The organism is Veillonella ratti (assembly GCF_003992115.1).
Lineage (GTDB): Bacteria > Bacillota > Negativicutes > Veillonellales > Veillonellaceae > Veillonella_A > Veillonella_A ratti.
Genome location: NZ_RQUX01000023.1, coordinates 23,922 through 37,555, shown reverse-complemented (window position 1 = coordinate 37,555; position 13,634 = coordinate 23,922). Strand labels below are relative to the sequence as shown.

At 43.5% G+C, this 13,634-nt stretch carries 11 protein-coding genes; all 11 read right to left on the bottom strand.

Annotation, left to right across the window (positions count from 1 at the left end; translation table 11 throughout):
- The coding region (locus EO124_RS09065) for a CgeB family protein (protein WP_164726607.1) at nt 1-828 on the bottom strand (828 nt) is incomplete at its 3' end.
- Between the two features lie 22 nt (nt 829-850).
- Complete coding sequence (locus tag EO124_RS09060; RefSeq protein ID WP_127059262.1) at nt 851-1,867, bottom strand: glycosyltransferase family 8 protein; 1,017 nt, start codon at nt 1,865-1,867, stop codon at nt 851-853.
- Between the two features lie 15 nt (nt 1,868-1,882).
- Nucleotides 1,883-3,049, bottom strand: a complete 1,167-nt coding sequence (locus EO124_RS09055; RefSeq protein ID WP_127059261.1) for a nucleotide sugar dehydrogenase — start codon at nt 3,047-3,049, stop codon at nt 1,883-1,885.
- Nucleotides 3,050-3,088: 39 nt separating this feature from the next.
- Complete coding sequence (locus tag EO124_RS09050) at nt 3,089-4,102, bottom strand: glycosyltransferase family 8 protein (RefSeq protein WP_127059260.1); 1,014 nt, start codon at nt 4,100-4,102, stop codon at nt 3,089-3,091.
- Nucleotides 4,103-4,133: 31 nt separating this feature from the next.
- The gene (locus tag EO124_RS09045) at nt 4,134-4,583 is read right to left on the bottom strand and encodes a HutP family protein (RefSeq protein ID WP_127059259.1); all 450 of its coding nucleotides are present in this window, start codon (nt 4,581-4,583) and stop codon (nt 4,134-4,136) included.
- Between the two features lie 224 nt (nt 4,584-4,807).
- Nucleotides 4,808-5,767: a dihydroorotate dehydrogenase gene (locus tag EO124_RS09040; RefSeq protein WP_127059265.1), complete on the bottom strand. Its 960-nt coding sequence runs from the start codon at nt 5,765-5,767 to the stop codon at nt 4,808-4,810.
- A 73-nt stretch (nt 5,768-5,840) separates the two neighbouring features.
- Nucleotides 5,841-6,818 carry a dihydroorotate dehydrogenase electron transfer subunit gene (locus EO124_RS09035; protein ID WP_127059258.1) on the bottom strand — a complete coding sequence of 326 codons (978 nt, stop codon included), beginning with the start codon at nt 6,816-6,818 and terminating at the stop codon, nt 5,841-5,843.
- An 8-nt stretch (nt 6,819-6,826) separates the two neighbouring features.
- A complete protein-coding gene (gene carB / locus EO124_RS09030) occupies nt 6,827-10,030 on the bottom strand; it encodes a carbamoyl-phosphate synthase large subunit (RefSeq protein ID WP_127059257.1) in 3,204 nt (1,067 codons plus the stop codon).
- Nucleotides 10,031-10,043: 13 nt separating this feature from the next.
- A complete protein-coding gene (carA, locus tag EO124_RS09025; RefSeq protein ID WP_127059256.1) occupies nt 10,044-11,114 on the bottom strand; it encodes a glutamine-hydrolyzing carbamoyl-phosphate synthase small subunit in 1,071 nt (356 codons plus the stop codon).
- A complete protein-coding gene (locus tag EO124_RS09020) occupies nt 11,111-12,400 on the bottom strand; it encodes a dihydroorotase (protein WP_127059255.1) in 1,290 nt (429 codons plus the stop codon). Before EO124_RS09020 ends, carA begins: the two co-directional genes overlap by 4 nt.
- Nucleotides 12,384-13,334: an aspartate carbamoyltransferase catalytic subunit gene (locus tag EO124_RS09015; RefSeq protein ID WP_127059254.1), complete on the bottom strand. Its 951-nt coding sequence runs from the start codon at nt 13,332-13,334 to the stop codon at nt 12,384-12,386. The genes EO124_RS09020 and EO124_RS09015 overlap by 17 nt, the downstream gene beginning before the upstream one ends.
- Nucleotides 13,335-13,634: the final 300 nt, after the last annotated feature.

Here is a 13,634-nt window from a genome sequence, read left to right as displayed (position 1 = left end):
ATTACATAATATAATATCAAAAGCTCGTTGATTAAACCCCTTATGCTCTGAAATATTAATATTAAGCACAATTCTACTTTGAGCATACACGCCTGCTAAATCAAAAGGCTGAATAAAACGATTTTGAACAAACTTAGCTAAATAAGGATGTTTTAATCTAAATTTCAATTTTCCAAGTAAATAATTTAATTTATGATTATTATGCCAAAAATGGCCTGCCACAAATAATTTAATTTTATGCTCACAACACCATTTAGCAATAATATCCAAGTACTCTAGTCTTTTCTGTGTGCCTAAACCCACAAAACATACATCATACTTCAGTTCTTTATTAACAATATTTTTGTCAAACAAATAATAGCTACTTCCACATGTTACCCATTTAGCTTCAAGTTGATATGTATCTCGTATAAAAGTAACATCTTGTTCTTCAAAAACAAAAACATCAGAAAATACTTCTAATATAGATTTTGGAATTTGAGATTGTCGAATACTATCAACAAAATAAACTTTACTATTTTTTAGCTTTAAAGAATCTATTAAGTCTGATTGGATAAAGTATTCTTCATCCCAAAAAATATTATAGAATAATACTGTATCATATTTATTTAACTGATTAAGCAACTCTTCACGCTTTTTATCATAATAGCGTTTCTTATAGCTTCCTATATTTAATTTATATTTTACTTTCTCAAGCCCACTTACACTTGGAAAATCCAAAATAAAAAAATCAATTTCTAATTCATCATGAATTGCGGCATAATCCCTCAATGCTGCTTCATATATTGTTAAATGCCCCTTAGATATAACTACTAAAATCTTTTTCATATTTTATTCCATTTTCTAATAATTAACTTTTCCACTTATATGAAAGATATTTAAAGTATGTTTTTATTCCCAATCTAATTTTTCCATTTTTGAAATACATATTAGATAAGTAACGCCACTCACGATAGTTCTTAGGCTCATCAAAAGGTACTTTTGCCCATGGGGATATATTAGCATACTTTCTCCAGAACGCATAATACGCATATTTCCAAGAATGTTCATCAAAAAAAGCCAGGGTACCTTGATTTAATTCTGAAGTACACAATTTCCAAGGCTTTTTAGCCCCTGTAAAATGGACTAAATAAATACGTTCCGGAACTTCTGAATTTCGAGCCGACATACCACAATTATATGCATAAGATTCATTAAAATGCACCTGACCTTCTAACAAAATATTTAAAACATCCTGATCCATTTCGCCAAATTTTTGTTCAGCACAAAGTTCGATTGCTTTCTTTCCAATATCAGACTTCACATATGAATTTAAGTTAATGAGCAAAATACCAGAATTAAAATATTTTAAGCCTTTCATTCCCAATTTGCGGCAGGTTTGGCTTTCTCGTAGTCCAGGCTGTGAAGTAGCATCTTTTGATACTGCTGCAATTACATTATCAAGTGGCTGAACATACCATTCAGAAATATCATCAACACATAAAATATCAGTATCTAAATACAAGCATCTCTTAATATCAAATTCTTGCATGATATAAGGCATTAATAGTCTGTAATATGCTGTTACAGTAATATACGAATTGCTATTTAATCGTTGAATAGAACTATCATCAATCCAATAGATACAAAATGGTACTTTATATTTTTTAGCTAACTGTGTTAAACGGCCTTCTTCCTCTGCAGGAAGTTCTCCATTAAAAGCAATATGAATAGCACAAGGCATTGTCATATTTTCCAAAACTGAAACGATAGTTACTCCCAAACCACGAATAACATTTTTATCACTACACAATAAAATATTAGCCCTATCATTGAAATCATGTATTTCTAAATCGGATAAAAATTTTCTCTTTTTTAATAACTGCATGATATTCTGCTCCGGTTAATCTCGATCAAATAAATCGCGTGTATATACTTTATCTCTTACATCAATCAAATCATTTGACCAGCGATTAGTAATGATTACGTCGCTGATTTTTTTAAATTCTGCCAAGTCGCGAATAACCTTAGATTTAAAGAAATCATCTTCTTTAAGTGTCGGCTCATAAACGATAACTTCAATCCCCTTCGCTTTTATGCGTTTCATAATTCCCTGAATAGCCGAAGCTCGGAAGTTATCGGAGTCACTCTTCATAGTCAAACGATAAACACCTACTACATTTGGTTTTTTATCAATAATCATATCGGAAATATGATCTTTACGCGTCCGGTTTGCTTCTACGATAGCCGACACAAGATTTTGCGGCACATCATGATAGTTAGCCAAAAGTTGCTTTGTGTCCTTTGGCAAGCAATAACCGCCATAACCGAAGGACGGATTATTGTAAAAATCACCGATGCGCGGATCCAAACAAACGCCTTTTATAATTTCAGCTGTATTTAAATCACGCAGTTCTGCATAAGAATCGAGTTCATTAAAATAAGCGACACGTAAAGCCAAATAAGTGTTAGCAAAGAGTTTAATTGCTTCCGCTTCCGTAGAACCTGTGAAGATAATTGGAATATCATTTTTTATAGCGCCTTCAGCCAACAAATCGGCAAATACCTTAGCTCTATCTGACCGTTCACCCACAACGATGCGAGATGGATATAAATTATCATGTAATGCCTTGCCCTCACGCAAAAATTCAGGCGAGAAGATAATATTTTCTGTCTTATATTTTTCACGCATCTGAGCCGTATAACCTACCGGAATTGTTGACTTAATAATCATAACGGCATCCGGATTGATATCCAAGACTTCTTCAATGACCGCTTCAACCGATGAGGTATCAAAGAAATTCTTCTTCGGGTCGTAGTTCGTCGGGGTTGAAATAATGGCAAAATCAGCACCAATAAAGGCTTCTTTAGCGTCTAAAGTTGCTCTAAAGTTAATATCATCCCGTTGTAAGAATTCTGAAATTTCCGCATCAACAATCGGTGATTGCCCTTTATTAAGCATGTCAACTTTTTCTGGAACAACATCCAATGCTACCACTTCATGATACTGTGCCAGTAATAAACCGTTAGACAAACCTACATAGCCGATCCCGGCAATCGCAATTTTCATCTGCCTCACCCTTTAATTAAAATACTAAATATCAACCCATTAATTCTTCTTTTTGCCGCCCAATTTATAAAATACGCGCAACACGCTATACCAAAAAATACCTTCTAAATATTTGACATAATTACCTTTTGATTTATTATGATGCCCCCATTCTTTAAAGTCATGATAATTTTCAGGTTTTCTTTCCGGCAAAATATTAATTATGGTATCCCATGGTGCTAATGCATTATAATGACGCCACTTCTCATCAAAATCAGTAATCACCATCTGCCATGGTTTACGACGCCCTGACCAATGAGCAATATACACTTTTTCTTCATAGCCATATCCTCCACCATAAGCATTATAGGTCACTGGCAAAAAATATAAATCACCGTCAACAACTAAATTCATTATATCTTGATCTTGGCCTTTAAATCGACTTCTTGGTTCGTTTTGATAGGAAAATGCCCTTTCTGTAATAGAGTTTTCCTCCCACTGCCGAACATTAATCACCATGACTCCATCATTAAAATATTTTCCTGATTTTAATTTTAAATATTTGCTTCGAAAATCAACTGTTTCCGGAACATCAGACACTGCACCTATAGCATATCCTTGTAAATCCATATTCCACAGTTCATGCAATGAATCACAAACCATTGTATCCGCATCTAAATAAATAACACGATCCGTAAGATTATGAATCACTTTGGGCATATAGATTCGAGCATAAGTAATTCGTGAAAAACGTTCCACCTTAATATGAAAATCATTAAATGGTTCCATATGCAATAAATACACAATACAATGACACTGCCATTGCTTTGCCATTGATTCAATTCTTTCTATATTTTTTTGACTATAGCTATCCACAAAAATATGAAACACAAAATTCTGGCTTTTGTTATTTTCTAATACGGAAACTATAGATACCCCCATAATATGAATAAAACCATCATTAACATTATAGGCTATATGATACGCACCTTCGTCGGTGGTCGAATAATTAAAATCTATTCGTTCTTTTATAAAATTCTCAATATTAAAAAAATCTGCTGCAAATGTTTTCATATATATTCACCTATAACCTTAAAATTAATTTTTATTCTACGCTTTTCTGCCCCACTTCATCTTCTCTAGCCGGCAAGCTTCTATGGGCAATGGCTACGGCGATTTCGTTCAAATGCAAAATACCGACGCCCACATAAATGGCCACGCTGATGTGTTCACGATAGCGGGCAATACCGATTTTACCGCCCACATTAAGCCCGATTGCTTTACGTTTTAATTGTTCCAATGCTTCTTGAGTTGCCCCGATAACGGCCCCTTCGCCGATATGATTATCGGCTACTACTTTTTGACGCTGAGCCGCCACAACGGCATGTTCTATAATTTTAGGAATGGACTGCACGAATTGACCACCAAAGTCAACCGCCACGGATCGAATTCCTTTTTCCTGTAATTCTTTGCGTAATTCCTGTTCTTTTTGACGCGATTCTGTAATCGCCAATTGCAAGGCTGCCCGTCCTACCGCAATACTGTTATATTCCATGATAGTCACCTTCCTACCAATCTACCAATTTATCTCTATCTTAATATTATATCACCGGTTGAAGATATTCTCCAACTCATAAGCTGTAAGCTAATTAATATTCATAAAGCCCATATTATTCACAAAAAATTTGCTTATTATGACGCAAAAAAGGCACGAGATTTTCATCTCGCACCTTTTATTCTCTCTATATGCAGTTCAAACTCTCTTAAAGTTTCTAAAGCTTAAAATCTATACGGTTCCAATGCGCCTACGATTTCATTCACATGGCTAAGTCCGCTTGCTTCGCAGTATTCATGCATTTCACGAGCAATGTTACCGATGGCACATGGATCAACCATGGTTGCCGTACCGACTGATACGATATCCGCACCGGCCAACATGAATTCAATAGCATCAGTACCCGTCATGATACCGCCCATGCCCATAATCGGCAAGTTGATGGCTTGCGCCACCTGATGCACCAAGCGAAGGGCCACCGGTTTAACGGCCGGGCCGGATAAACCGCCGTACAAGTTACCGAGTACGGGACGACGTGTTTTAATATCAATCGCCATACCAAGCAAGGTGTTAATGAGGCATAATCCGTCAGCACCGGCTTCTTTAACGGCCGTCGCAATTTCCACGATGTCCGTTACGTTTGGCGACAATTTCATAATAACCGGCAAATCCGTGTTTTCTCGAACGGTTTTACAAACGGCCGCCGCCGATTCAGCGCACACGCCAAAGGCCATGCCGCCGTTTTTAACGTTCGGACAGCTGATATTAACTTCAAGGCCCGCAATGCCCGGCACGGACAAAGTCTTCGCCATGAAGGCATACCCTTCCACATCGGCTGCCGAAATATTTGCCAAAATTGGCACATCGTATTGCTTTAATTCCGGTAAAATATCCCGTACAAATGCTTCTGCACCGGGATTTTCCAAACCGATACAGTTCAGCACACCGGACGGTGTTTCCGCAATGCGGGTACCCGGATTACCGTTGCGTGGCGTCGGCGTTAAGCCTTTCACCGAAATGGCGCCCACTTCGTTACTGAGGTCAAGATAATCGCCATATTCAAAGCCGAAACCTAAGGTGCCGGAAGCCGCCACAATCGGATTCTTCATCTTAATGCCGCAGAATTCAACAGCCAAATCTTTATAAGACGGCTTTTTACCGTTCAAATCTTTGCTGTGGTCCATGGTCTGATAGTCTTTTTCACCGTGCAAATTGGCGTCAGCACCGTGATTTGCATGCATCTTAGTATCTGAGGTATTACTCATTGAAAAACACCTCCTCAGCGGCAAATACAGGGCCGTCCTTACATACTTTGTAACGCTTGCCGCCACGACCGTCACAGCCGCAACCTAAACAGCCGCCGGTGCCGCAACCCATGCGTTCTTCCAGGGATACTTGGCAAGGCACGCTGAATTCGGACGCTACTTTCGCAACGCCTTTCATCATTGGGGTCGGACCGCAAGTTAACACGCTCGTAAAGCCAATGCTGGCCACTTTTTCAGAAGATTCGGTCTGAGTAGCTGCAGCTGTATTCTCAGCATTAGCAGCAACTTCAGCGCCTACCGCATGTTCACCGGCCGCTTCACCGTGTAAAAACGGCGTTAACTGACGCGCTATTTCACCGCGTTCAGACTGAATGAGTTCCGGCATAATAGCTGTCGGGAACCCTTTGGTCCCTACAGAGCCGTCATCGGTGGTCACATACACCGGCACGTCATAAGCTTTAAACAAATCGGCCCAGAAGGTTTCCGATTCATTGCGGAAACCGAGCACAACGGTTGCTTTTTTAGCCGCCACCGGTTTAATTACTGTTTCGTCTTCCTCATTGGTGTAACGAGTTGTATCTTCAATTTCGTTCAATTTTGACGCAATGCAGAGCATCGGCGCAATGCCGACGCCACCGCCCACGAGGAGCATGTTGTCGGTCATTTCAAAACGACTGCCCAAAGGCCCCAAACAATCGAGGGTGTCCCCTTCCTTGAGGTGCGTCATCATGTCCGTACCGGTACCCACTACACGATACAGGAGCGTAATGGTACCTTCAATTTTATCAAAACCGGCATAACTGATGGGACGGCGCAATAAAGGCGCCGTGCCGCCGGTTACACGTACATTACAAAATTGGCCTACTTCCGCTTCAGCGGCCTGTTTCGGTGCATACAGATCCATAATCCATACATCGGCACCAATTTGCTCATTGCGGAGCACTCGCGCCATTTCTACATAACCGCTCATTGCGTGTATCACTCCATCTCAAAATCTTGTAACGCTTCGACTTCAATCTTAATTTCTTCGTTAGCTCGACCGGCTACTACACGCAATACTTCACGCGCCGTATCCAAGGAGGTCAAGCAAGGTGTGCCCATTTCAACGGCCAAACGACGAAGTTGGAAACCTTCGCGTTCAGGGCGTTTACCATAGGTCAAGGTATTCAACATCAAGTCAACTTCACCGCGACGGATCAAGTCGGCACAGTTGTTTTGACCTTCGTGAATCTTATTAACAATCACACATGGAATACCATGTTCTTCAAAGTATTTGCCCGTACCGCCGGTTGCCTGAATGTGGTAACCGAGGTCGATAAAGCCTTTAGCAAGACGTGCTGCTTCTTCTTTATCGCGGTCCGCTACGGTCATGAGGATATGGCCTTTTTCAGGGATGCGCATGTTGGCGCCATGAATAGCTTTGAACAAGGATTCCGAATAGGTGCGACCGATACCCATAACTTCACCGGTGGATTTCATTTCAGGTCCCAAGGCGATTTCTACGAGACCCATTTTGGAGAACGAGAATACCGGCGCTTTAACGGCTACATAATCTTTAGCCGGTACCAAACCGGTCGGTAAGCCCATGGATTTAATCGTTTCACCGAGAGCAATGCGCGTTGCATATTCAATCATGTTGATGCCCGTAACTTTACTGATGAACGGTACAGTACGGCTGGAACGCGGGTTAACTTCGATAACATTGAGTTCACCGTTAGCTACGATGTACTGAATGTTTACGATACCTTTTACATTCAAACCACGCGCAATACGCTGGGTGTAATCAACGATTTGGTTCGTAATTTCTTCGGATAAATGCTGAGCCGGATATACCGCAATGGAGTCACCGGAGTGAACGCCGGCCCGTTCGATCTGTTCCATAATGCCCGGAATGCATACGTCTTCACCGTCGGCGATGGCGTCAACTTCCACTTCCATACCCACCATATAACGGTCGATAAGTACCGGATGATCTTTGGATGCCACTACCGCTTCTTTCATGTACACATCAAGTTCTTTATCGTTGTACACGATTTCCATAGCACGGCCGCCGAGTACATAGGACGGACGCACGATGAGCGGATAAGATAAACGCTGAGCCGCAGCCAACGCTTCTTCATGGCTCGTTACCAACGCCCCTACAGGACGCGGAATACCGAGTTCGGCCAACAAGGCATCGAAACGTTCACGGTCTTCCGCCATGTCGATGCTGTCAACGGATGTACCAAGGATTTTTACACCCCGTTCAGCCAAAGGACCTGCCAAGTTAATAGCTGTCTGACCGCCGAACTGAGCGATAACACCGATTGGGTTTTCTTTACGGATAACTTCCATAACGTCTTCCACAGTAAGTGGTTCGAAATACAAGCTGTCCGATGTATCAAAGTCCGTACTTACTGTTTCCGGATTGTTATTGATGATGATAGACTGTTTGCCTGCTTTGCGAAGGGCCCAAGAGGAATGAACCGAGCAGTAGTCGAACTCTACGCCCTGACCGATACGAATCGGACCGGAGCCGAGTACGATAACGCTGTTTTCACCGCGAGGCACAACTTCGTCTTCCATAGCATAGGCACTGTAGTAGTATGGCGTATGGGCTTCGAATTCAGCCGCACAAGTATCTACATATTTGTAGGTTGGGAATAATTTCATGTCCTGACGTTTAGCCAATACGTCGTCAGCCGTTACATTGGCATAACGGGCAATAACTTTGTCCGGCATGCTGTAGCGTTTTGCCTGACGAAGATTGTCTTCCGTAATCCCTTCGGACGCCAATTTCTTTTCTAAGGTTACGATGTTCTTAATCTTATTGATGAAGAACATGTCGATTTTCGTAATGAAGTGGATTTTTTCCACGCTGATGCCCGCACGAAGAGCCTGAGCCACTACGTAAATGCGTTCATCATCTACCAAACGAAGGCGTTCGATAAGCTGTTCCGGAGTTTCGTGAGCAATCTTTTTGAGCTCAATATGGTCAAGACCGATTTCCAAGGAGCGGATGGCTTTCAAAAGGGAGCCTTCCAAGGTGCGGTCAATAGCCATAACTTCACCGGTGGCCTTCATCTGAGTACCCAAAGTACGATCGGCCAAGTTGAATTTTTCAAACGGCCAACGCGGGAATTTCGTTACCACATAGTCAAGGGAAGGTTCGAAGCAAGCTTTCGTTTCACCGGTAACGGCGTTAGTGATGCTGTCCAACGTCATGCCGAGGGCTACTTTGGCGGCCACTTTGGCAATCGGATAGCCCGTTGCTTTCGACGCCAATGCGGACGAACGGGATACACGCGGATTTACTTCGATTACATAGTACTGGTTGCTGTACGGATCCAAGGCGTACTGTACGTTACAGCCCCCTTCGATTTCAAGGTAGCGAATGATATCTACCGACGCCGTACGAAGCATTTGGTACTGAATATCGTTTAACGTCTGGCTCGGTGCCACAACGATGGAGTCCCCTGTGTGAACCCCTACCGGGTCGATATTTTCCATGTTACATACGATAATGCAGTTGTCCGCACTGTCGCGCATAACTTCGTATTCCACTTCTTTCCAGCCCGCTACCGAGCGTTCAACGAGAATCTGATGAATCGGGCTAAGTTTGATGCCGCGAAGGGCAATCATGTACATTTCTTCTTCGTTAGCTGCAATGCCGCCGCCCGTACCACCTAAGGTGTAAGCCGGACGAATGATAATCGGATAACCGATTTTATTGGCAAATTCAACGGCTTTATCTACGTCGCTGAAAATATCACTTTCCGGTACCGGTTGGTTGATGCGTTCCATGGCTTCTTTGAAAAGTTCACGGTCTTCGGCCTGTTTAATAGCCGCTAAGGTTGTGCCCAACAATTTTACGCCGTATTTTTCAAGAATACCCGCTTCGGATAATTCCACCGCCACGTTGAGGCCTACCTGGCCGCCCAAAGTGGCGAGCAAACCATAAGGACGTTCTTTACGGATAACTTCCGTTACAAATTCCAAACTGATTGGTTCAATGTATACGCGGTCCGCAATGTCGCGGTCCGTCATGATGGTTGCCGGGTTGGAGTTTACGAGCACTACTTCATAGCCTTCTTCACGAAGGGAGCGGCAAGCCTGGGTACCGGCATAGTCAAATTCTGCTGCCTGGCCGATAATAATCGGGCCCGATCCGATAACGAGTATTTTCTTATTTTCCATTGTCATTGGTCAGCCCTTTCTATTTATATTCTTTCATCATTGCTTTGAATTCATCGAACAAGTAAAGGTTGTCAGTCGGTCCGGGCGATGCTTCCGGATGATACTGTACCGACATGATTGGCAAGCTGTTGTGGCGCATACCTTCCACGGTGTTATCGTTCACACTGCGATGGGTAATCGTGATATCAGCGTCTTTTAAGCTGTTTTCATCTACCGCAAAGCCGTGGTTCTGGGAGGTAATGTACACGCGACCGGTGCGAAGGTCTTTAACCGGATGGTTGGACCCGCGATGACCGAAACGTAATTTATAGGTGGAGCCGCCAAACGCTAAGGACAATACTTGGTGCCCCATACAGATACCGAAAATCGGTTTCTTGCCGAGTAATTTTTTAATTTCTTCAACGGCGTAGCCGAGATCCGAAGGGTCCCCCGGTCCGTTGGATAAGAAAATGCCGTCCGGATTTACTGCCAATACGTCTTCCGCCTTAGTGTCAGCCGGGAAAATGGACAAGCGGCAACCGCTCGCTTCGAGGGATTTCAAGATATTTTCTTTAACCCCGAAGTCATAAACGGCCACGTGGTATTCAGCGTTTTCACTACCGCGAAAACCTTGCCACTTGGTAGTTACCTGCATAACCTGGTCGGTCGGTAAATCCTGTTTTAACAACGCGACAATGCGTTCCTGCGGTGTATCGGACGGGCAGATAACGCCTTTCATAACGCCGTGGTTACGAATGTTACGGGTAATAGCACGGGTATCTACATCATAGAGACAAGGTACGCCATACGCCCGTAAATATTCTTCAAATAAGCCTTCATTTTGCCAATTGCTTGGGAAGGTGCAAAGTTCGCCCACAATCATGCCGCGGCAATATGGTTTCGGTGCCTGCGCGATATCGCGGTACACGCCATAGTTACCGATGAGCGGATAGGTCAATGTGATAATTTGATCGGCGTACGAAGGGTCGGTCAAAATTTCTTGGTAACCGGTCATACCGGTGTTAAATACAACTTCGCCGAGGATTGGTCTAGCCCCTAAGAGCTTACCTTCGTATACGGAGCCATCTTGTAATACTAATTTGCCTTTCACTGAGTCACAACTCCCTCTTTCATCACAATATTACCATCTACAACCGTCAGTTTGGCTTTGCCCGTTAAGGTCATGCCGTCAAACGGACTCGTCTTACCTTTAGTATAGAATAAATTGCGGTCTACCGTCCACTCTTCATCGGTGCTGAAAACGGTGATATCGGCGGTTTTGCCCACTTCTAAAACGCCCGCATCAACGCCCATGATTTCGGCCGGACGAACGCTCATGAGATTTACGATTTCATCCAAGGTCAAAATGCCGGTTTTATACGTATGTGTTAAAACGGCTGCCAAGGATGTTTCAAGGCCGCTGAAGCCGTTCGGGGCACAGCAGAATTCCACGTCTTTTTCTTCTTCCGCATGCGGTGCGTGGTCCGTAATAATGGCATCGATAGTGCCGTCTTTAACGCCTGCTAAAAGGGCCTGACGATGTTCTTCGGAACGAATCGGCGGTGCCATTTTGAAAGCCGGATTATATTCACGCAAGTATTCATCGGTGAACGATAAATGCTGCGCCGTTACTTCACAAGTTACTTTAATGCCTTTCGCTTTAGCCGCACGGATTTGGTCTACCGTATCCTTACTGCTTACGTGCGCAATGTGGATGTGACCGCCCGTCATCTGCGCGAGGAGAAGGTCACGCGCTACCGCCATGTCTTCCGCTACCGCCGGACGACCTTTAACGCCCATTTCATAGGCTACGAAACCTTCGTGCATATGACCTTCATGAGTGAGGCTCACTTCTTCGGCATGGTCGATAACCGGTTTATTGAACATGCTGGAGTATTCCAAAGCGCGGCGCATAAAAGCGGCGCTTTCCACATAGTGACCGTCATCGGAGAAACCCACAACGCCGGCTTCCGCCATGTCGCCCATTTCAGCAAGCTCTTTGCCTTCAAGGTTTTTACTTACGGCACCGATGAATTCCACTTTTACAAGACCGGTTAATTCAGCCTGTTTTTGCAAACCGCGAACCAAAGCGGCATTGTCTACGACCGGTTTGGTGTTAGCCATGGTTGCGATGCGGGTAAAACCGCCGGCAGCCGCTGCCTGAGTCCCGCTGTGGAAGTCTTCTTTCGCTTCCTGACCCGGTTCACGCAAATGGGTATGCATATCGATGAGGCCCGGTGTTACGATAAGGCCGGTTGCATCATATACTTCAGCGCCGTCAGCGCTCAAATTCTGACCGATTTCGGCAATCTTGCCGTCCTTCACCAAAATATCGGCTACTTCATGTTGTTGTTTTTTCGGATTTACAATGGTTCCACCCTTAATCAGCAAGTTCACTGCCGTCACCTCCTACAATCGTCAAGTATAATACAGCCATACGTACCGCTACGCCGTTGCGTACCTGTTCCTGAATGGCCGATTCATCGCTGTAAGCCACATCGTGAGCAATTTCAAGGCCACGATTCATAGGACCCGGATGCATAACCATCACATCGTCTTTGGCCAAGGCCAACACATTTTTATTGATACCGAAGATGCGTGCATATTCACGATTCGTCGGATATAAAGCAGAGTTAATACGTTCTAACTGAATGCGTAATACGTTGATTACGTCGGCATCTTTCACCGCTTCACGCACATCGTGGTGAATGGTTACGCCCATTTTGGCAAGTTCCGGATAGAGTAACGTACGAGGACCAACCAAGTGAACGTCGGCGCCCATTTTGGTAAAACCGTAAATATCGCTGCGCGCTACACGGCTGTGCATGATATCGCCGGCAATCACGATTTTTTTACCTTCCAAAGTGCCTTTGCGTTCGATAATGGAGTACATATCGAGTAAAGCCTGGGTCGGATGTTCGTGCGCTCCGTCACCAGCGTTGATGATAATCGGATCAACCACTTTAGTGGCGTATAACGGGGACCCTTCCGCACTGTGACGCATTACGATAGCATCGGTACCCATGTACGATACGGTAAGCAAAGTATCGCGGAAACTTTCGCCTTTTGCCATGGAGCTGCCGCTCTTCGTGATGTTGATAACGTCGGCGCCCAAATATTTCCCGGCTAATTCGAAGGAACTGCGCGTGCGCGTACTGTTTTCCATGAATAAGTTGATGATGGACTTGCCTTTTAACAAAGGATATTTCTTATCATCCGATAAGACGATCTTCTTCATTTTCTTGGCTACGCGTAATATAAGTTCAATTTCTTCCTTTGTAGCATGCTGTAAACCCAGCAAATGCTTGCCTTTCAAACTTACTTCTCCCATTGTCAGCCTCCTTAACTGAGATTCCCGGTTATAACAAAAAAAGACCCTTTGCCTGTGGCAAAAGGTCTATAGCAGACTTAGTGATACACCTATAGCAATATACAGGTGCCTACCATATCCTTTACTAGCCTCACAGGACTAACTTAAAAGGTAAATTGTCGTGAAACGAACAGTCTCTCGTACCGTTCTTCTGTTTCTTCTTTTTATATTTTACCTGTCTCAAGTTAGCCTGTCAAGGTTAGTATTATGAAGTTAGAATTATCAAAAAATCATATGGCTTAGAGGTTGAACGTATAGCTG